Raw genomic sequence first — 20,052 nt, 5'->3', positions numbered from 1 at the left:
GCTTAGAGCGAGATCCCGCCGCTGGCCTCTAATGCCACTCCATTGACATAGCTTGCCTCATTGCTCGCTAAGAATAAATACACATTTGCCATTTCTGCTGGGGTGCCTAGGCGACCAAGCCAACTGCGCTTTTCAATATCTTGCACAATATTTTCTGGCATGGCCATGACCATTTCAGTGGCGATAAAACCTGGGCACACCGCATTGACTCGAATGCCTTTAGCTCCTAATTCACGCGCCCATGTTTTTGTAAAACCAATCACACCAAATTTAGTAGCCGAGTAATTGGTTTGGCCAAAATTACCGTAGAGACCCACAACGCTTGATGCATTAACCACTGCGCCAGAGCCAGCTTCCAGCATATGCGGTACGACTATCTGGGTGCAATTGAATACACCCTTCAGATTGACATCAATCACAGTATCAAACTGAGCTTCGGTCATCTTAATTAAGCGTGCATCTTGAGTAATGCCAGCATTGTTGATCAAGATATCAATCCGTCCGTGCTTTTGCATTACCTGATCTACAACAGACTGAATGCTAGCGCGATCCGTGACATTCATGGCATAGCCTTCGGCATTAGGCGTTTTTTCTGCCGCACTATTAACAGCCTCCTGACTGATATCAGTAATGATGACTTTTGCACCCTCTTCTGCAAAACGCTGAGCAGTAGCAAAACCAATACCCTTAGCGGCACCAGTAATGATGGCTACTTTGTCTTTTAATCTATCGCCCATGATTTGCTTTCTATTTTTGCTTTTGTTGTTGATTCTTATTTTTTACTGCGCCGAAATGGCTTTTAATATTTTCTGATGCACGCCACCAAACCCGCCATTACTCATCACCAAAATATGATCGCCAGGCTTAGCCTCATGCGCAACCGCCTTCACCAGAGCTTCAAGATCATCAAAGGCATGTGCTTTACCCCGTTCTTGCTTATTGAGTGGAGATAAGACTTCTGCCAAATCCCATCCCAATGATTCCTTGCCGGCATTAGCGCCATAGGCAAATACTTTGTCAGCAGCCTCTAGACTTCCAGGAAGTTGAGCTTTCATGACACCGAGCTTCATCGTATTTGAACGTGGCTCAAGCACCGCCAAGATGCGTGCTTTACCAACACGGCGATGAAGGCCATCAACTGTAGTCGTGATCGCGGTTGGATGGTGGGCAAAATCATCATAGACCGTGATGTCATTTGCAACACCAATCGTTTCCAAGCGACGCTTTACATTCTTAAATTCTGCCAATGCACGTGCAGAATCTGCTGGCGAGATACCAATATGATTTGCGCAAGCAATCGCACCAAGTGCATTGAGTTGATTGTGTCTACCCATCACACCAGAATCAGGCGCCCATTTCACAGTGGCTACTTCTTTACCTGCCTTGCGCACGATGAAGCTATCGGCCTCTTGAGCAATTAAAGACCATTCATTTTTGAGTTCTTGCCCGAACCGCTCTACAGGCGCCCAAGCGCCACGCGTAATCACGCTCGCCAATGCAGGCTCCTTGCCATTTACAACCAGTAAACCATCGCCAGGAACAGTGCGCACTAAATGATGAAATTGCGTTTCGATCGCCGCAAGATCAGCAAAAATATCGGCGTGATCAAACTCTAGGTTATTCAATAGGGCGGTACGTGGTCGATAGTGAACAAACTTACTACGCTTATCAAAGAAAGCTGTGTCATATTCATCAGCCTCAATGACAAAATATTTACTCTCACCTAAACGTGCAGACACCGTGAAATTCAGGGGCACGCCACCGATGAGATAGCCCGGCTTGTAACCATTGAATTCTAAAATCCAAGTCAGCATGGCTGAAGTAGTTGTCTTGCCATGCGTACCCGCTACGGCCAAGACATGTCGTCCATACAAAACTTGTTCGCCCAACCATTGCGGGCCAGAGATATAGGGTAGCCCTTGATTGAGAATTGCTTCCATCAATGGATTGCCGCGAGAAACCACATTGCCAATCACGAATAAATCAGGCATGGTCTCAAACTGAGATAATTGATCAGGGGAAAATCCCTCAATCAGTTCGATGCCTTGAGCTTCAAGCTGCGTACTCATTGGTGGATAGACGTTGGCATCGCAACCAGTAACGCGGTGTCCAGCCTGCCTCGCAATTGCGGCAATGCCGCCCATGAAAGTACCGCAAATGCCCAAGATATGTATATGCATTAGCGAATTTTAGCGAAGGAGTTGCAATGAACCGTAGACAATTGATCATCATCGTCGCAATTAGCCTTTTGGCGCTCCTTGGGGGCGTACTAACCTCCCAGTGGATTTATAAAACTGGTTTGGCCAGCGATCCTGCTGTTAAAGCATTTTTTGCCAATTCTTGGCAAACGCCGGATGGAAAAACCGTCAACACCCAAGAATGGCAGGGTAAAGTGCTGGTGGTGAACTTTTGGGCCTCCTGGTGCCCCCCATGTGTCGAAGAAATGCCTGCTTTAGATAAGCTTCAGCAAGAGTTCTTGCAGCAAAATGTCTTATTTGTTGGCATTGGCATCGATTCACCCTCCAATATTCGTGAATTTCTTTCAAAAACTCCAGTGAGCTATCCGATTGTGATTGGTGGTCTTGAAGGTAGCAATCTTTCTAAGCAACTGGGAAATTCCCAAGGCGCCCTTCCCTACACCATCATCATCAATGCCAAAGGTAAGGCCAGCTATAGCAAATTAGGTAAGATAAGCGAAGATGACATCAGAAATGCCATTAAATCAGCTTTATAAGTATTTATAAGCTGTGAATGGATTTTTCTATCGATCAATTTTTGCCTAATAATTAAGCATTAATTCTGATATCTGTCTTTAAAAGCAATGAAAATTCCTGTTTTTGTAGTGAGTTTTTAGTCTATTCCTTGCTTTAAAAAGGTATACTTCCCTTCATAAGCAATCGAGCATGATGTTATTTAGCAATTTACGCTTAACTGCCTCTAAAAACAGGGATCTATGTCGAAAAAAGCTTCAATTCTCGTAATTCAGGGCCCAAACCTAAATCTATTAGGTACTCGTGAACCTGATGTTTACGGAAAAACTACCCTGGAAGATATCCACCAAAGGCTCGGCGAACTGGCAAAAGCGCAGTCTGTTGACCTCGGCACTTTTCAAAGCAATCATGAAGGCGAGTTAATTGACCGCATTCAAAAGGCTAAACAAGATGGGGTTGATTTCATCATCATTAACCCGGGTGCCTTTACCCACACAAGCGTCGCATTACGCGATGTTTTGGCTGGGGTAGCCATCCCTTTTACCGAAGTCCATTTATCCAATATTCATCAGCGCGAAGAATTCCGTAAACATTCCTATTTGTCCGATATTGCAACCGGGGTGATTTGTGGCCTTGGCGCGATTGGCTATGAGTTAGCCCTGCAAGCAGCTATTGCTCGCTTGCAGAAATAAAACTATTTAAAGAATTAGAAGAGAGGAAGCACTCACATGGATCTGAGAAAACTAAAAACATTGATCGACCTAGTTTCTGAATCAGGCATTTCAGAGTTAGAAGTAAATGAAGGCGAAGATCGTGTTCGTATTGTGAACGCTGGATCTCCTGCGCCAGTTGGCCAAATGGTTTATGCCAATCCGGCCCCTGCGATGCAAGCCACACCAGCAGCTAGTGCACCTGTTGCAACAGCCCCTGCTGCAGAAGCTCCCGCGGTTGAAACTGGTTCTATTGCACGCTCACCAATGGTGGGGACCTTCTACCGCGCTCCAAACCCAGAGTCTCCCAACTTTGTCAACATTGGCGACACTGTAAAAGTAGGTCAAACGCTTTGCATTATTGAAGCAATGAAGTTGCTTAATGAAATCGAATCCGAGCATGCTGGTGTGATCAAAGAAATTCTTTGTGAGAATGGTCAAGGTGTTGAATTTGACCAGCCGCTTTTCATCATCGCTTAATTGACTACCTTTAGCTCAATTCCAATTCACTGCTATTTAACTCAGAGCCGACATGTTCGATAAGATTCTGATTGCCAATCGGGGAGAAATTGCTCTCCGTATCCAACGCGCATGCCGCGAGTTGGGAATTAAAACTGTGGTGGTGTACTCCACAGCAGATAAAGAAGCCAAGTATGTAAAACTTGCTGATGAAGCTGTTTGTATCGGGCCAGCGCCATCTCCGCTCAGCTATCTGAATATGCCAGCGATTATTTCTGCAGCGGAAGTTACTGATGCAGAAGCAATTCACCCTGGTTATGGCTTCCTTTCTGAAAACGCTGACTTTGCAGAGCGGGTTGAGAAATCTGGCTTTGCCTTTATTGGTCCTACAGCCGCTTCCATTCGCTTAATGGGTGACAAAGTTTCCGCAAAACGCGCCATGATTAAAGCTGGTGTCCCTTGCGTACCCGGATCAGAGGGCGCGCTTCCTGATAATCCAAAAGAGATTATTGCAACAGCAAAAAAGGTTGGTTATCCAGTAATCATTAAAGCTGCTGGCGGTGGTGGCGGTCGTGGCATGCGAGTGGTTCACACTGAAGCTGCGCTGATCAACGCTGTCAATATGACCCGAGAAGAAGCGGGCCGTGCTTTTGGTAACCCAGAAGTCTATATGGAGAAGTTTTTAGAAAAACCTCGCCACGTAGAAATTCAAATTTTGGCTGACACTCATGGCAATGCGATTTGGTTGGGTGAGCGCGATTGCTCTATGCAGCGTCGCCACCAAAAAGTGATTGAAGAAGCACCGGCACCAGGCATTGATCGTCGTCTTATCGCCAAAATTGGCGAGCGTTGCGCAGAAGCCTGTCGCAAGATTGGCTACCGTGGCGCCGGTACATTTGAATTTCTCTACGAAGATGGCGAATTCTTCTTCATTGAGATGAATACCCGTGTTCAAGTAGAGCATCCAGTGACAGAAATGATTACTGGTGTGGATATCGTTCAGGAACAAATTCGTATTGCCGCTGGCCTGAAACTCAGCTATCGCCAAAAAGACATTGTTTTCCGTGGTCATGCCATTGAGTGCCGTCTGAATGCTGAAGATCCATTCAAGTTCACCCCGAGCCCTGGCAAAATTGGTTCATTCCACATGCCTGGAGGCCCTGGTATTCGGGTTGATTCACATGCTTACAGTGGTTACGTGGTGCCATCAAACTACGACTCCATGATTGGTAAATTGATTTCTTACGGTAATACTCGTGAGCAAGCCATTCGCCGTATGCAGATTGCGCTCTCTGAGATGGTGATTGACGGCATTACAACCAACGTTCCACTCCACCGTGAGCTCATGCTAGATCCGAACTTCATTGAAGGCGGTACCAGCATTCACTACTTAGAGCATCGCTTAGAAGAGCAAGCTGCGAGTCGCGGTAAATCCTAATGATGAAAGCGCCTCATGTCTTATCGTGAACTGGTATTCACGGTAGCTGCTGAAACCGCCGAGCCTTTGGGTGATGCGCTTTTGGATTTGGGTGCCCTGTCCGTCACAGTTGAAGATGATGCTGCTGGTGGCTATGACGAAAACCCACTTTATGGAGAGCCTGGGCTTCATCCAGAAGTACAGGCTTGGGATAGATCCGCAGTAACCGCGCTTTTTAATCCAGAGATTGATGCTTCAGGCAGCGCAGAATTTATTCCCGAACTACTCGCATCCCTTAAAGAGGCAGGCTTTCATCTAGCACCTCCCCAAGAAAAAACAGTCGAAGAGCAAGACTGGGTTCGCTTAACCCAAAGTCAATTTGCACCCATTCAGATTGGTGAGCGGATTTGGGTGGTGCCATCTTGGCACGATGCACCGACTGATCCCAATGCGATCTGCCTTGCGGTTGATCCAGGTCTCGCATTTGGCACCGGCAGTCACCCAACCACGCATTTATGCCTTCTTTGGCTTGAGCAACAAAGTCATTTACAAAATCAAAGTCTCTTGGATTACGGTTGTGGCTCAGGCATTTTGGCAATTGCTGCCGCAAAGCTGGGTTGTAAGCCAGTGATCGGCACCGATATTGATCCACAGGCGATGGTAGCTGCTCGTAGCAATGCAGAAATCAACAACACCACTATTCGCTTCGTGCTTCCAAACGAGGGTGCGCTCGAATTGGCTGCTGAAACCAAATACGACATCGTGATGGCCAATATTCTGGCAAATCCACTGCAAGTTCTTGCTCCTGCCTTAGTCAACAAGATGAAAATAGGCGGACGTATTGTTTTATCTGGTGTACTTGCCCGCCAAGCAGAAGAAGTGATTGCTACTTATAGCCAATGGCTCAAGCTCTCTGTCTGGAAAGAGAGTGAAGGTTGGGTTTGCTTGCACGGCACCTTACACAAGGACAAGCAAAGTCATTCTGAATCTACTTTTGCTGCACCTGCTCAAAAAAAAAGTCTTAAGTTCGTCTTTCTAGCTGCCTTACTTCTGCTGCTCCTAGTTTTTGGAGAGCATCTCTCCAGAAATTCATTGCTTCCTGCATTAGCACCACGAATTGATGGGACATCGAATTCCATTTCCGTTAGTGCGTTTCATGTTTTAAAACGTATCGATGCAAAACTTTGTCGTGCACTAGGATGTCTAGATCGCACTGTGAGCGATTTTTCTGCATGGAAAATAACTTCCGCCGCACTTGCGCCAGAAAACGCGCGTGAGGGCCTTAAAAACCCTGCAAATCAATCTCTGTTGCAAGTGGAGATAAAAAATCGTCTAGCTATTGCCGTTTTAGCTCCAAATTTAGAAATTTCTTTGACTGATGCAGAAGAATCTGAAATCAAATTACTGCAATTCACTCCACAAGAGTGGCTGCCCAAAGCTTGGCAAGAATCTCATCCTGATTTTTTAAAAAAGGGGATCCCTTCTGGTGAAACGCTGCAGCTTGAGTTGCTTATTTCTCTTCCACCGAATGCTGCGGGCTATCGCGTTCGAGTGCTCTACCCCTAAATCAATTCAAAAACACCACATTTACACCCAATTTTTATAAAGAAAGTAATTTATGGCTAGCTTGATCTGCGGCTCTATTGCCTACGACACCATCATGAACTTTGAAGGCAAATTTGCCGATCAGATCCTCCCCGAACAGATTCATATCCTGAACGTAGCCTTTTTGGTGCCAACTATGCGCCGCGAGTTTGGTGGTTGCGCTGGCAATATTGCCTACAACCTCAATCTTTTGGGCGGCGATCCGATCATCATGGCTACAGTGGGTGGTGATGCTGCGCCTTACATGGGCCGCCTTGAGCAACTCAAAATTGATGCGAGCCATATTCGCCAGATCGATCAAGCGTTTACCGCACAAGCCATGATCACCACCGATCAAGCTAATAACCAAATCACTGCTTTCCATCCAGGCGCCATGGGGGAATCCCACCTGAACCAAGTCTCGGCAGTTGTGGTTGAGCGTAGCAAGAACGCTAAAGGTCCAGTGAAATTAGGAATCGTTGCGCCCGACGGTCGCCAAGGAATGTGGGAGCACTGCCATCAATTGGCCGATGCCAATATTCCCTTTATCTTTGATCCAGGCCAAGGTTTACCAATGTTTAATGGTCCCGAGCTTCTGGAATTGGTAGATATCGCTAGCTACTTGGCGGTAAATGACTATGAAGGAGAAATGCTTTCTCAAAGAACGGGCTTGAGCTTGGCAAAAGTGGCTGAGCGAGTCAAGGCACTGATCGTTACTAAAGGTGCTGAAGGTGCGGATATCTACTTTGAGGGTAAATGCATTGCCATTCCCCCGGTGCCAGCTGCAAAAGTAGTAGATCCAACAGGTTGCGGAGATGCATTCCGCGGTGGATTGCTGTTTGGTTTAGAAAATGGCATGGACTGGGACACCACTGGTCGACTTGCTAGTTTGATGGGTTCAATCAAAATTACCCACCAGGGACCACAAAATCACCAATTGAGCAAAGATCAGATCACTGAGCAATTTAAAGCGGCGTTTGGCTTTAGCTTCTAAGCAAAAACAGTCCTAGCTGGCCTAGGATCACTCGTTTAATAATCCAGAAATAAAAAAAGGGGTCTCGTGAGAGACCCCTTCTAGTAACACCCGTCCAATTAAGGACGTGTGCCAGTTGGGAAGGGCCAAGCAGCAGCAGGATTCAACGCACTAGTCGCTGGTGCAGCTTTCTTAGCCGCGGGCTTTTTTACAGCAGAGCCCGCTTTCTTCGCAGCAGGCTTACTTACTTTTTTTTTGCTACTTTACGAGCTACTTTTTTAGCAGCTGGCTTTTTAGCAGCTACTTTACGAGCTACTTTTTTAGCAGCAGGCTTCTTAGCAGCAGGACGCTTCTTAGCTACTTTTTTAGCGGCAGGCTTCTTAGCAGCAGCTTTTTTAGCAGCAGGACGCTTCTTAGCTACTTTTTTAGCAGCTGGCTTTTTAGCAGCTACTTTTTTAGCAGCAGGCTTCTTCTTAGCTACTTTTTTAGCAGCAGGCTTCTTAGCAACTACTTTTTTCTTAGCAGCTGGTTTCTTTGCAGCAGGTTTTTTCTTGGCGATTGCCATATTAATACTCCTTCACGTGAGGATTAGTACAAACTACATTAAGAAGACCCGACCACTCATTTCCGCCTGGTTTTGCAACCTTTTGGATCTGACGAGCGAGCCATTCATCGGCGCGCGGCTTGATGCTAGGTGCTGCACGCTAATGAATCCTGGAAAAAAAGCCGTGGTCCCAAAGGACAACGGCTTCTTAAATGTGCTGGAAAAAATGGAGAGAATAGCCCAGACACCCTTGAGCAAGGGTTTTCGGATTTGAGTCTGTTTTTGCTGACTTCTTAAACTATCCAACCGTCTAATCTCCAATTTAGCCGGCTATGCGCTTACTTACTGCTTACTACTCCCAACTTAGCGCACCGCCAGTTTGATACTCAATAACGCGTGTCTCAAAAAAGTTTCTTTCTTTCTTAAGATCAATCATTTCTGACATCCATGGAAATGGATTCTCTTCATTTGGGAACATCGCGTCAAGTCCTATTTGCAAACATCTGCGATTACAGATGTATCTTAGGTACCCTTTGAACATCGGAGCGTTCAATCCGAGCACTCCGCGAGGCATCGTATCTTCGGCATAACGGTACTCTAATTCGACTGCTTTTTCGAAGATGGATTTGATCTCATCTTTGAACTCGGAAGTCCATAGCTGCGGGTTCTCCAGCTTGATTTGGTTTATCAAATCAATGCCGAAATTGCAGTGCATAGACTCATCGCGAAGGATGTATTGATACTGCTCAGCAGCACCCGTCATTTTGTTTTGACGACCCATTGCAAGTATTTGCGTAAAACCAACATAAAAGAACAAACCTTCCATCACACAAGCAAAAACAATGAGTGATCGGAGTAACTTTTGATCGTTTTCTAATGTGCCAGTCTGAAAATTCGGGTCAGTTAAAACATCAATAAACGGAATTAAGAACTGATCTTTCGCGCGAATAGATTCAATTTCGTTGTACGCATTGAAGATTTCGGATTGATCTAAGCCCAAAGATTCAACAATATATTGGTACGCGTGGGTATGAATTGCCTCTTCAAAAGCCTGGCGCAATAGGTATTGGCGGCATTCTGGAGCGGTAATGTGGCGATAAGTACCCAAAACAATGTTGTTTGCTGCCAAAGAATCTGCAGTTGTAAAGAAACCCAGATTGCGCTTGATGATGCGACGCTCATCCTCTGTTAGGCCATTCGGATCTTTCCAAAGCGCGATATCGCGGTTCATATTGATCTCTTGTGGCATCCAGTGATTTGCGCAACCAGCTAAATACTTCTCCCAAGCCCATTTATATTTAAATGGAACCAACTGATTAACGTCAGTCTTGGCATTAATGACGCGCTTGTCAGCGGCATTAACACGCAAGGCGGCGCCACTAACTGCAGCAGCTTGTGATGGGCCGGCAGAAACAACTTGAGGGGCTACTTGAGCAACCTGATCCACCTGTGGGCGCTGTGGCTCGACTGCAACCGGTTGCGGTGCAAGATTCGCCTTGGCTAGTGCCGGAGCGACTTCTTCTTCCCAATTCAACATAACTTTCTCCTAATTCTTTTATTCTGACCAATAAGCAAATCGCTTATTGGCATGCTTCACATTCTTCGAAACCAGCATCGCCTGGGCGCATTGTGCAGGCTGGGCCATCTAATTCTTGCGCCGCTGCCGCATCAGTACCATTCACGCCACCACCACTAGAAACCGAATTCAACTGACCGCTAGTAACGGTTGATTTCTCAACGTGAGTTGCAGCCATTGTGCGGAGGTAATAAGTGGTCTTCAAGCCACGTAACCAAGCTAATTTGTAAGTGTCATCCAATTTCTTACCGGAAGCGCCGCCCATGTAAATGTTGAGTGATTGCGCTTGGTCGATCCACTTTTGACGGCGGGATGCTGCCTCAACCAACCAGCTTGGCTCCACTTCAAAGGCTGTTGCATACAAATCACGCAAATCTTGCGGAATGCGGTCAATTTTCGACAATGTGCCATCAAAGTACTTCAAGTCGGCAATCATCACCTCATCCCAAAGACCGCGATCTTTCAAATCACGCACCAAATACTCATTTACCACTGTGAATTCGCCTGAAAGGTTCGACTTCACAAACAAGTTCTGGAATGTAGGCTCGATACAAGCTGAAACACCAATAATATTTGAAATCGTTGCTGTTGGCGCAATTGCCACGCAATTGGAGTTGCGCATACCGTATTGCTTGATGCGTGCACGTAAACCACTCCAATCCATAGTAGAAGAGTTATCTACCTCTACGTAACCACCGCGCTCGGCCGCCAACATGGCCACTGAATCCTGCGGGAGAATGCCGCGATCCCATAAGGAACCTTTGTAGGTGCTGTAAACGCCACGCTCTTCAGCCAATTCATTAGATGCTTGGTATGCGTAGTAGCAAACCGCTTCCATTGAAGAGTCAGCAAACTTCACAGCCTCATCGCTAGCGTAAGGAATACGCTGCATATGCAAACAATCCTGGAAGCCCATGATGCCCATGCCCACTGGACGGTGCTTCAAGTTCGAATTACGTGCTTTAGCAACTGCGTAGTAGTTGATATCAATCACGTTATCCAACATGCGCATTGCAGTACGCACAGTTCTTTGGAGCTTCTCGTGATCCAAAATCATCTTGCCGTTGGCATCTGTAGTCATGTGAGCCGTTAAGTTCACAGAGCCCAAGTTACAAACCGCAATTTCAGTCTCGTTTGTATTGAGGGTGATCTCAGTACAGAGGTTGGATGAGTGAACTACACCGACATGCTGCTGTGGACTACGAATGTTGCAAGGATCTTTGAAAGTAATCCATGGGTGACCTGTTTCAAACAACATGCCGAGCATCTTGCGCCACAACTGTTGCGCCGGGATACGGCGGAATGGCTTCAATTCACCACGATCCGCTTTTTGCTCATAGGCAACATAAGCCTCTTCAAATGCTCTGCCGAATTTGTCATGCAAATCTGGAGTGTTTGATGGTGAGAACAAAGTCCAATCGCCACCTTCCATTACACGCTTCATGAACAAATCAGGAATCCAGTTTGAGGTATTCATATCATGGGTACGACGACGGTCGTCACCAGTGTTCTTACGCAACTCCAAGAACTCTTCGATATCTAAGTGCCATGTTTCCAAGTAGGCGCAGACCGCACCTTTACGCTTACCACCCTGGTTAACAGCAACTGCAGTGTCGTTCACCACTTTCAAGAACGGCACAACACCCTGTGATTTACCGTTAGTACCTTTGATATGGCTTCCCAACGCACGAACGTTAGTCCAGTCATTGCCCAAACCACCGGCAAACTTAGACAACAAAGCATTTTCTTTCAATGCTTCGTAAATTCCATCCAAATCATCATCCACTGTCGTCAAGTAGCAGCTAGAAAGCTGTGGGCGAGTAGTTGCTGAATTGAACAATGTTGGTGTGCTGGACATGAAATCAAATGTAGATAGGATTTCATAGAACTCGATTGCACGACGCTCACGATCCATCTCATTCAAAGACAAGCCCATTGCCACGCGCATAAAGAAAGCCTGTGGCATTTCAATACGACGCTCTTCAATGTGCAAGAAATAGCGGTCATACAAAGTTTGCAAGCCGAGATAGTTGAATTGCAAATCACGGCTGGCGTTCAAGGCTGCAGCCAAGCGTGGCAAGTCAAACTCACGCATGCGTGGGTCCAGCAACTCAGCAGAGATACCTTCATTGATGTACTTCGCAAAATAAGTGCTGTATTCGGCTTGCGTATCGCCCTGCAATACTTCCTTGCCAAAGATTTCTTTACGAATCACGTGCATCAAAATGCGCGCTGTTACTTGGCTATAGGCCGGATCTTTTTCAATCAAAGTACGGGAAGCCAAAATAGCAGAGTCATACACCTGCGCCATTGGTACGCCGTCGTACAAGTTCTTGATGGTTTCAGTAATGATTGGTGTTGCATCAATGTTATTACCCAAACCTTCGCAAGCTGCCTCAATCACAGTACGCAAAGCAGCCATATCAAGCCACTTCTCAACACCGTTGTCAGTTACCTTGATGCCAGACTCGCCAGCTTGATTCGCAGTTTGTGCTTCTTGGGAAACTTCTTGCTGAGCAGCGCGCTCTTGGTTGCGCTTTTCACGATAGAGGACGTAAGCACGAGCAACGTTGTGCTCACCACTACGCATCAAAGCCAATTCAACTTGGTCCTGAATATCTTCGATGTGGAAAGTTCCGCCATTTGGGCGGCTACGCAACAATGCGCGCACAACAGAGTGGGTCAACTGCTCTACTTGTTCGCGAACACGTGCTGATGCAGCGCCTTGTCCACCATTAACCGCTAAAAATGCCTTGGTTACTGCAATCGCAATTTTTGATGGCTCAAACGCTACAACTGAACCATTACGGCGAATAATTTTGTAATCAGACAATTGGGTTGCCTGGGTGCCACCAACACCACCAGCCACAAAGCTGGCAGAAGGGGCTTGATTTACCGCCCCTGCAGGACTCATTCCCGGGTTATTCGCTCCAGCTGGTTGGCCTGCTGTCTGTGGATTAGCGTATGTCATGTTGCTCCTGCGTATATATAGTTATTTGGACAAAATATCGTTAAAAAACAATGAGGTGTTGCTAGATTCAAACACTACATCTAGTGTTTCGAAGCGCATTAGGCACTAAGTATAGGGAAATATTTGATAATTGGTAAGCCATTTATGACAAATATTTATTAGTATTTTTACTAAGTTTTCCACTTATTCTGGGGTCATTTTGGTGCGGATTTTTTGACCCGTTTTAGACAAAGGCTAAAAAAGTAAGCGTACGCTCACATACAAAAATAAGACTATCGAGAACTTAGACCAAAAGGTAGTTTTTCAGGAGAAATGCCTGTCTCTTTTTGGAACTTTTTCCAGTCAAAATAAATTCCAGGATCAGTTTTGCGACCAGGCGCAATGTCGCTGTGTCCCGCAAATTGCAAATGAGGATAAGTGCTCGCCAATTTCGTAATGAGATTTGCCAAAACTTGATACTGAGAAGCCTCGAATGGCGAATCTCCATCTCCCTCCATCTCAATGCCAATCGAAAAGTCATTGCACTTTTCCCTGTCAAAAAATGATGAAATACCAGCGTGCCAAGCCTTGTTCTGTGTAGAGACAAACTGAATTAAATCTCCAGAGCGGGTAATCAAAAAATGACTGGATACCTTTTGGTCGGCAATCTGCGCAAAATAAGGGTGCTTGTTTGGGTCCAGCTTATTTTGGAAAAAGTCGACTATATGCTGACTAGATGATTGATTTTTGAAATCGCCTGGGGGAAGACTGATGTGATGAATCACCACTAAATCAGGGATAACATTTTCTGGTCTAGTGTCTTGGTTAGGCGAAATTCTCCATTGCGCATCCCCAACCCAACCATTTAAATCGAGAGCATGAAGATGTTCTTTGGAGCAATAAAAACGATTGTCAAAAGTAAAGGCTTCTGGCTGAGGAAGGTGCACTTTGCAGTATTGGCATTGCACCATTACCTCAGGCGCAGTAGGCCTCTCAGGCTTATTATTATTGGGTTTAGGGGGGTTTTCTGCGTTGAACTGCGCTTGCTTCTTACCCTTAATCCAAAGATAAAAAAGACCAGCACCTGCAAATAATAAAAGCCACTTAAACAATGGTTAAGCTCTCTGCAGAATGACTTCAACTACAAAACGACTGCCGACATATGCAAGCAACAAAGCGGTATAAGCACTTAATACCCATCGAATAGCCGCTCTGCCACGCAGCCCTACTCGCCAACGCGCTATCAAAAGACCAGCAAACAAAAACCAGGAAACCAAAGCAAAAATGGTTTTGTGATCAAACAACAAAGGTCTGCCAAACAAGGTTTGCGAAAAGAGTAGACCCGAGAAGACGGTCAAACTCAGAAGTGCAAAACCAACATAGAGCAAATTGAACAAAAGACTTTCCATTGTCATGAGCGGGGGCAAATCCTCCAACCAGTGAGCAAGGCGGCCATTGGGAATGATTGCCAACTGTCGATGCAATGCGCGATCTTGAACGCTCATGAGCATGGCATGCATCGCTGCTAGACTCAGCAAGCCCACTGAAACAGTAGCCACCACGAAGTGCCCCTTAAACCAAGGATCTGAAACCGCTTTCGGCGAAAGCAGGGTCCCTGGAAAAATGGAAGGGAGCAATGCGCAAATGAGCGCAAACATTAGGGCCATCCAACGTAAGCTTGAGATAGGTAAAAACCAAGATTGAAACCAATAAAAGGCCAGGCCAACCCAAGCAATCAAGGACAAATCCTGTGCAAAACCAAATACAAAGCCTTGAGGGGTAAAGACGGAGTCATGCAATTGCACCCCATGAATGACCAAAATCACAAAAATAGCAGCCTGGACCAGAGTGCTGGAGAGTCCAGACTCCACGCCGCTCTTGGCTTTGAAGCTCAAAACCAGCAAAAGCACTAAATAAAGTGCGGAAGGGAGCCATCCGTAACTTGAGTAACCTAAAATATCCATCTGGAAAGTCTAATCGATAAATGCTAGAAAACCTCACCGACCGCCTATCACGCGTTGTTAAAACAATGCGGGGCCAAGCCCGCCTCACTGAAGACAATACCGCAGAAATGCTGCGGGAAATCCGTTTGGCCTTGCTAGAGGCTGACGTAGCGCTGCCAGTAGTGAAGTCACTGCTTGAGCAAATCAAATTTAAAGCCCTTGGCGAGGAAGTGGTTGGGAGCCTCAGTCCTGGACAAGCTCTGGTTGGCTTAGTTCAACGTGAACTCGCCCAAGTCATGATGGGCGACACCAATCAAAGCGGCGAACTCAATCTTGCTACCCAGCCTCCTGCAGTTATCTTGATGGCCGGCTTACAAGGTGCGGGTAAAACGACATCCGTTGGCAAACTCGCCAAGTGGTTGAAGGAGAAAAAGAAAAAGAAGGTTCTGACTGTTTCTTGTGACGTCTATCGTCCTGCTGCGATTGAGCAATTAGAAACTGTTACCAAGCAGGTTGGCGCTGAGTTTTTTCCGAGCGACATTAGTCAAAAACCAAATGACATTGCTGTAGCTGCCCTAGATTGGGCACGCCGCCATTACTTTGATGTGGTGATTGTGGATACCGCAGGACGTCTTGGTATTGATGAAGCCCTCATGCAAGAAATAAAAACTTTGCATGCCAGTCTCAATCCAATTGAAACCCTATTTGTAGTTGACGCCATGCTGGGTCAAGATGCTGTCAATACTGCTAAAGCCTTCCATGAAGCGCTCCCGCTTACCGGCGTGATCCTGACTAAGTTAGATGGCGACTCTCGGGGTGGTGCAGCACTCTCCGTTCGACAGGTAACTGGTGTTCCACTCAAATTTATCGGCGTCGCCGAAAAGATGGATGGTCTAGAGGCATTTGATGCTGAACGCATGGCAAATCGCATTCTGGGCATGGGCGATATTCTGGCTCTAGTTGAGCAAGCTCAGCAACACGTTGACGTTGCCAAGGCAGAAAAATTAGCCAGCAAGATTTCTAAAGGTGGTTTTGATCTAGAGGATTTTAGAGATCAACTCATGCAAATGCAAAAGATGGGTGGCATGGCTAGTCTGATGGATAAGTTACCCAGCCAAATGGCACAAGCCGCCTCCAAAGCAAATCTCAGCAATGCAGATAAACAAACTACGCGTATGCGTGGCATTATTGATAGCATGACTCCTCGGGAGCGCAGAAAGCCTGAATTACTTAAAGCCAGTCGTAAGCGTCGCATTGCCGCCGGCTCTGGCGTAGAAGTGCAAGAGGTCAATCGCCTGCTAGCGCAGTTCGAGCAAATGCAAACCATGATGAAGCAATTCAAGGGTGGAAAAATGGCGCGCACCATGGCCACCATGGCTGCAAAAGGAGCCGCCAAGGGTATTGGCGGGCTCTTTAAGAAATAATTAATTAACTAAGATCTTCGCTGCTTGAACTGCAGCAATCACTTTTGCTTTGATGTCATTTAGTGGGATGTTCTCGGACTCAGCATCCGTGCGGCCCTTAAATTCGACTTGAGAGTCTGCCAAACCACGATCACCAATCACTACACGGAATGGTGCTCCAATTAACTCCCAGTCAGCAAACATCGCGCCTGGGCGTTCATTGCGATCATCCAGAATCACATCAACGCCAGCTGCTAATAGCTCGTCATGCAACTGATCGCATGCGACTTTAACGGCTTCTGATTTCTCGTAACCCATTGGGCAAATGACCACCTCGAAGGGTGCCATTGAGATCGGCCAGATAATACCCTTCTCATCATGGCCCTGCTCAATTGCAGCGCCAAGCAAACGAGTAACACCGATCCCGTAACAACCCATCACCATCGGCTGGGCTTTGCCCTGTTGATCCAAGTAAGTGCAACCCATTGCTTCTGAATAACGAGTACCCAATTGAAATACGTGACCCACTTCAATGCCGCGGCAAATATCAACAACCCCTTTGCCATCCGGCGAAGGATCACCGATCACCGCGTTACGAATATCCAACACTAAAGGCTCAGACAAATCGCGACCCCAGTTCACACCAGTCAAGTGATGACCAGCATCATTGGCGCCACAGACAAAGTCGGCCATATTAGCGACCGTGCGATCAGCAACAACAGTCACGTCAGCACTTACTCCGACGGGACCTAAATAACCTGCAGGCGCATTACAAGCTTGTTTGATTTCTGCTTCAGTAGCAAAACGTGATTCAGCCATACCCGGAATTTTGCTTGCTTTGACTTCGTTAAGCTCATGGTCACCGCGCACCAACAACATAAATAGCTTAGCTGGACCTTTTTCCTGATCCGCAGCAAACAATAGTGACTTCACTGTGCTCTCAAGCGGAATATTTAAGAACTTTGCTACATCTGCGCAATTTGTCTTGTCAGGCGTTGGCACTTTGGCCATCGCAGCAGCTGCAGCGGCACGTGTAGCAATTAAAGCTAAAGACTCGGCCGCCTCTAAATTGGCTGCGTAATCAGAGCTAGGGCAATACACAATCGCATCTTCACCAGTATCAGCAATCACATGAAACTCTTGACTGCCAGAGCCACCAATGGCGCCATTATCTGCGGTTACCGCACGGAACTGAAGGCCCATACGCTTAAAGATGCGGGTGTAAGCATCAAACATCATTTGATAAGACTTCTTGAGACCCTCAACATCGCGATCAAATGAGTAGGCATCTTTCATGCTGAACTCACGACCACGCATGATGCCAAAACGAGGGCGACGCTCATCACGGAACTTGGTCTGTATCTGATAGAAGTTCACTGGCAATTGCTTGTAACTCTTAATCTCATTTCGAGCCAAATCAGTAATGACCTCTTCAGAAGTGGGCTGAATCAAAAAATCGCGATCATGGCGATCTTTGATGCGCAGCAACTCTGGACCCATTTTTTCCCAACGACCAGTCTCTTGCCACAACTCAGCAGGCTGAATCATTGGCATGAGTAATTCAATTGCGCCAGCACGATTCATTTCCTCACGAATAATGTTTTCTACTTTGCGGATAACCTTCAAACCCAGCGGCAAATAGTTGTAAATGCCTGCGCTGAGCTTACGAATTAAACCTGCACGCACCATGAGTTTGTGCGAAACCACCTCAGCGTCGGAGGGGGCTTCTTTTAGCGTTGCGAGAAATGATTGTGAGGCTTTCATGTATGGATATAATCAAATCGTTGATTTTAAAGGATTTGAGGCACGATCATGCTTGACCGTGAAGGGTATCGCCCGAATGTCGGCATTGTCCTCCTCAACAGCCGTAACGAGGTTTTCTGGGGAAAACGCGTTGGGCAGCATTCGTGGCAGTTCCCGCAGGGCGGGATTCAGCATGGTGAAAGCCCTGAACAGGCTATGTACCGCGAATTGCAAGAGGAGGTTGGCTTACTGCCGGAGCATGTCCAAATTATTGGACGCACCAGGGATTGGCTTCGCTACGACGTCCCTGAGGAATACTTGCGCCGCCAACATGCCACTCGGGTCCATAGAGCAGCATACCGCGGTCAAAAACAAATTTGGTTTCTCTTGCGTCTCGTAGGTCTAGATAGCGATATCCAACTACGCGCTTCAGAACACCCCGAATTCGATGCCTGGCGCTGGGTACCATTCTGGATTCAACTAGATGCAGTCATTGGCTTTAAACGTGAAGTTTATCAACTTGCGCTTTCAGAATTAGCGCGTTTCTTATCCCGTGGCATGCGTATGCAGCAACTTGCCTGGGGATCCCCTCTTGATTTAATTCAGTCTTTTTACGGTGGCTCTCACGAACATCCGAAAGACGACAACCCAAACGATCAATCCACATGACTATTTCTCTGAAGCGCCTGTATCTCTCTTGCTGCACCGCAATCTTCGGCATTGCATTATCTGCATGCGGCGGAGATGCCCTCATTAGTGGCGAAGATCCATTTGCACCCATGGTATTTAAAGAGGGTACAACTACTATGCCCTTAAGCCCACCGAACCAGGCTACCTTACTGCCTTTTTATGTTTCTCAGCACACCATCTTTAAATTTGCCGTAGATACTGACTCTATTCTGATTGGTGCCGATGGAGTGACTCGCTATATTGTCGTGCTCACAAGTCCAAGCGGTAGCGTGCAGGCTCAATATGAAGGCATTCGTTGTGATTCATTTCAGTGGCGGCTTTATGGCACTTTAGAAAATGGCGCCTGGAAAGAGAATCCCTTGTCTACTTGGCGCAATATTCAAAGCAACGTACCCAATCGCTATCAAGCAGCTTTAGCACAAGGAGCTTTTTGTAATTTCAGCTCTCAAGAAAAGAATATCAAAACTATTTTGAATTCTCTCAACCCGAATGGCTTTATTGGTGGGCAAAAGCCAACCAACTCAAACGGTATTCAATAAAAAGTTGAGATCTACGTACTTGGCGCTTACTTAGCGCTCAAGTAGGTCCCAATTTTCTCGCCCGCCATTAGGCGAGTAAGCACATGAGGTTCGCGCCCAGAGGCAATCACGGTAGCTGCGCCGGTTTGTACGGCAATCTTTGCTGCCAGTACCTTAGTCAACATACCACCCTTACTGAGCTCACTAGCGGCACCACCCGCCATTTTTTCTAAAGCAGGATCTCCCGCAACAGCGTCTGCAAGCAAGGTGGCATTTGGATTTTGACGTGGATCTGCAGTAAACAGACCGCCTTGATCAGTCAAAATCACCAAAAGATCCGCATGAATTAAATTGGTTACTAAAGCGGCAAGGCTGTCGTTGTCACCAAACTTAATTTCATCGGTTACTACTGTGTCATTCTCGTTAATGATGGGAACTACACCCAACTTCAACAAAGTATCGAGGGTAGCTCTAGCATTGGCATTCCGTTCAGCATCAGCTAAGTCTGCATTAGTCAGCAAGACCTGAGCGCTACGGAGATTGAAGCGCGCAAAACAGCTTTCATAAACCTGAACCAAACCCATCTGACCGACTGCAGCAGCGGCTTGTAGTTGGTGAATTTCTTGTGGGCGCTTAGTCCAACCCAGACGCTGCATGCCTTCAGCAATAGCGCCTGAGCTCACCATCAACACCTCATGACCTGCCTTTAATAGCCCAGCCATTTGCTCAGCCCACATTGCAATCGCAGCATGATCCAAGCCTTCACCATTATTGGTGACTAGGCTAGATCCTACTTTGACAACAATCCGTTGAGTTTTTTTAGCGTTCATA

Annotated in this window: 16 protein-coding genes and 3 pseudogenes; 10 read left to right on the top strand and 9 right to left on the bottom strand. The window is 46.6% G+C overall.

What is annotated here, in order from left to right:
• Positions 1-2: 2 nt before the first annotated feature.
• Both ICE90_RS02490 and mpl read right to left on the bottom strand, forming a co-directional pair.
• The gene (locus ICE90_RS02490) at positions 3-737 is read right to left on the bottom strand and encodes a beta-ketoacyl-ACP reductase (RefSeq protein WP_216154388.1); all 735 of its coding nucleotides are present in this window, start codon (positions 735-737) and stop codon (positions 3-5) included.
• A gap of 42 nt (positions 738-779) precedes the next feature.
• Complete coding sequence (mpl, locus tag ICE90_RS02485) at positions 780-2,180, bottom strand: UDP-N-acetylmuramate:L-alanyl-gamma-D-glutamyl-meso-diaminopimelate ligase (protein WP_216190742.1); 1,401 nt, start codon at positions 2,178-2,180, stop codon at positions 780-782.
• 26 nt (positions 2,181-2,206) lie between these two features.
• Here mpl and ICE90_RS02480 point away from each other — a divergent pair, with 26 nt between their 5' ends.
• From ICE90_RS02480 to ICE90_RS02455, 7 genes and pseudogenes are all read left to right on the top strand, one after another.
• Positions 2,207-2,734 carry a TlpA disulfide reductase family protein gene (locus ICE90_RS02480; protein ID WP_215321401.1) on the top strand — a complete coding sequence of 176 codons (528 nt, stop codon included), beginning with the start codon at positions 2,207-2,209 and terminating at the stop codon, positions 2,732-2,734.
• A 219-nt stretch (positions 2,735-2,953) separates the two neighbouring features.
• Positions 2,954-3,403, top strand: a complete 450-nt coding sequence (gene aroQ / locus ICE90_RS02475; protein ID WP_215321400.1) for a type II 3-dehydroquinate dehydratase — start codon at positions 2,954-2,956, stop codon at positions 3,401-3,403.
• A gap of 36 nt (positions 3,404-3,439) precedes the next feature.
• Complete coding sequence (accB, locus tag ICE90_RS02470; protein WP_215321399.1) at positions 3,440-3,901, top strand: acetyl-CoA carboxylase biotin carboxyl carrier protein; 462 nt, start codon at positions 3,440-3,442, stop codon at positions 3,899-3,901.
• A gap of 52 nt (positions 3,902-3,953) precedes the next feature.
• On the top strand, positions 3,954-5,318 hold the full coding sequence (gene accC, locus ICE90_RS02465) for an acetyl-CoA carboxylase biotin carboxylase subunit (protein WP_215362568.1): 1,365 nt from the start codon (positions 3,954-3,956) through the stop codon (positions 5,316-5,318).
• A 15-nt stretch (positions 5,319-5,333) separates the two neighbouring features.
• Positions 5,334-6,254: pseudogene (prmA, locus tag ICE90_RS10805) on the top strand (50S ribosomal protein L11 methyltransferase); the annotation flags it as partial.
• Entirely contained in the window at positions 6,243-6,863 is a 621-nt protein-coding gene (locus tag ICE90_RS10800; protein WP_370624643.1) for a DUF3426 domain-containing protein, read from the top strand. The pseudogene prmA and the gene ICE90_RS10800, both read left to right, overlap by 12 nt.
• 52 nt (positions 6,864-6,915) lie before the next feature.
• Complete coding sequence (locus tag ICE90_RS02455; protein ID WP_215321396.1) at positions 6,916-7,875, top strand: carbohydrate kinase family protein; 960 nt, start codon at positions 6,916-6,918, stop codon at positions 7,873-7,875.
• A 98-nt stretch (positions 7,876-7,973) separates the two neighbouring features.
• Here ICE90_RS02455 and ICE90_RS02450 read toward each other — a convergent pair.
• The 5 genes and pseudogenes from ICE90_RS02450 to ICE90_RS02430 all read right to left on the bottom strand — a co-directional run bounded on the left by ICE90_RS02450 (position 7,974) and on the right by ICE90_RS02430 (position 14,888).
• A pseudogene (locus tag ICE90_RS02450) lies at positions 7,974-8,419 on the bottom strand (histone H1-like DNA-binding protein).
• 331 nt (positions 8,420-8,750) lie between these two features.
• The gene (locus ICE90_RS02445; protein WP_216190740.1) at positions 8,751-9,935 is read right to left on the bottom strand and encodes a ribonucleotide-diphosphate reductase subunit beta; all 1,185 of its coding nucleotides are present in this window, start codon (positions 9,933-9,935) and stop codon (positions 8,751-8,753) included.
• A gap of 43 nt (positions 9,936-9,978) precedes the next feature.
• Entirely contained in the window at positions 9,979-12,888 is a 2,910-nt protein-coding gene (locus tag ICE90_RS02440; protein ID WP_370623804.1) for a ribonucleoside-diphosphate reductase subunit alpha, read from the bottom strand.
• A 329-nt stretch (positions 12,889-13,217) separates the two neighbouring features.
• Complete coding sequence (gene ampD / locus ICE90_RS02435; RefSeq protein WP_255533271.1) at positions 13,218-14,036, bottom strand: 1,6-anhydro-N-acetylmuramyl-L-alanine amidase AmpD; 819 nt, start codon at positions 14,034-14,036, stop codon at positions 13,218-13,220.
• 3 nt (positions 14,037-14,039) lie between these two features.
• Complete coding sequence (locus tag ICE90_RS02430; protein ID WP_215321393.1) at positions 14,040-14,888, bottom strand: inner membrane protein YpjD; 849 nt, start codon at positions 14,886-14,888, stop codon at positions 14,040-14,042.
• 20 nt (positions 14,889-14,908) lie between these two features.
• On the opposite strand from ICE90_RS02430, the gene ffh reads away from it, so the two are divergent.
• Positions 14,909-16,291, top strand: a complete 1,383-nt coding sequence (ffh, locus tag ICE90_RS02425) for a signal recognition particle protein (protein ID WP_216190739.1) — start codon at positions 14,909-14,911, stop codon at positions 16,289-16,291.
• Here the strand turns inward: ffh and ICE90_RS02420 are convergent, their stop codons facing one another.
• Positions 16,292-18,034: a proline--tRNA ligase gene (locus tag ICE90_RS02420; protein ID WP_216190738.1), complete on the bottom strand. Its 1,743-nt coding sequence runs from the start codon at positions 18,032-18,034 to the stop codon at positions 16,292-16,294.
• 48 nt (positions 18,035-18,082) lie between these two features.
• Between ICE90_RS02420 and ICE90_RS02415 the strand changes: the two genes are divergently transcribed.
• Positions 18,083-18,682, top strand: a complete 600-nt coding sequence (locus tag ICE90_RS02415) for an RNA pyrophosphohydrolase (RefSeq protein ID WP_215321390.1) — start codon at positions 18,083-18,085, stop codon at positions 18,680-18,682.
• Positions 18,679-19,242, top strand: coding sequence for a CNP1-like family protein (locus ICE90_RS02410; protein ID WP_216190737.1), 564 nt, complete (start codon positions 18,679-18,681; stop codon positions 19,240-19,242). The genes ICE90_RS02415 and ICE90_RS02410 overlap by 4 nt, the downstream gene beginning before the upstream one ends.
• Before the next feature lie 29 nt (positions 19,243-19,271).
• On the opposite strand, the pseudogene proB reads toward ICE90_RS02410, so the two are convergent.
• Positions 19,272-20,051 (bottom strand): annotated as a pseudogene (proB, locus tag ICE90_RS02405) (glutamate 5-kinase); the annotation flags it as partial.
• Position 20,052: the final 1 nt, after the last annotated feature.

Origin of the sequence: Polynucleobacter sp. AP-RePozz3-80-G7 (assembly GCF_018882145.1) — a bacterium.
Classification (GTDB): domain Bacteria; phylum Pseudomonadota; class Gammaproteobacteria; order Burkholderiales; family Burkholderiaceae; genus Polynucleobacter.
The sequence above is the reverse complement of the archived record's forward strand: the minus strand, read 5'-3'. Positions and strand labels throughout refer to the sequence as shown.

What these genes read in the sequence shown, in the direction of transcription:
- ICE90_RS02490 (WP_216154388.1), bottom strand. Translation starts at nt 737, where the DNA reads ATGGGCGATAGATTAAAAGACAAAGTAGCCATCATTACTGGTGCCGCT.
- mpl (WP_216190742.1), bottom strand. Translation starts at nt 2,180, where the DNA reads ATGCATATACATATCTTGGGCATTTGCGGTACTTTCATGGGCGGCATT.
- ICE90_RS02480 (WP_215321401.1), top strand. Translation starts at nt 2,207, where the DNA reads ATGAACCGTAGACAATTGATCATCATCGTCGCAATTAGCCTTTTGGCG.
- aroQ (WP_215321400.1), top strand. Translation starts at nt 2,954, where the DNA reads ATGTCGAAAAAAGCTTCAATTCTCGTAATTCAGGGCCCAAACCTAAAT.
- accB (WP_215321399.1), top strand. Translation starts at nt 3,440, where the DNA reads ATGGATCTGAGAAAACTAAAAACATTGATCGACCTAGTTTCTGAATCA.
- accC (WP_215362568.1), top strand. Translation starts at nt 3,954, where the DNA reads ATGTTCGATAAGATTCTGATTGCCAATCGGGGAGAAATTGCTCTCCGT.
- ICE90_RS02455 (WP_215321396.1), top strand. Translation starts at nt 6,916, where the DNA reads ATGGCTAGCTTGATCTGCGGCTCTATTGCCTACGACACCATCATGAAC.
- ICE90_RS02445 (WP_216190740.1), bottom strand. Translation starts at nt 9,935, where the DNA reads ATGTTGAATTGGGAAGAAGAAGTCGCTCCGGCACTAGCCAAGGCGAAT.
- ICE90_RS02440 (WP_370623804.1), bottom strand. Translation starts at nt 12,888, where the DNA reads ATGAGTCCTGCAGGGGCGGTAAATCAAGCCCCTTCTGCCAGCTTTGTG.
- ICE90_RS02430 (WP_215321393.1), bottom strand. Translation starts at nt 14,888, where the DNA reads ATGGATATTTTAGGTTACTCAAGTTACGGATGGCTCCCTTCCGCACTT.
- ffh (WP_216190739.1), top strand. Translation starts at nt 14,909, where the DNA reads ATGCTAGAAAACCTCACCGACCGCCTATCACGCGTTGTTAAAACAATG.
- ICE90_RS02420 (WP_216190738.1), bottom strand. Translation starts at nt 18,034, where the DNA reads ATGAAAGCCTCACAATCATTTCTCGCAACGCTAAAAGAAGCCCCCTCC.
- ICE90_RS02415 (WP_215321390.1), top strand. Translation starts at nt 18,083, where the DNA reads ATGCTTGACCGTGAAGGGTATCGCCCGAATGTCGGCATTGTCCTCCTC.
- ICE90_RS02410 (WP_216190737.1), top strand. Translation starts at nt 18,679, where the DNA reads ATGACTATTTCTCTGAAGCGCCTGTATCTCTCTTGCTGCACCGCAATC.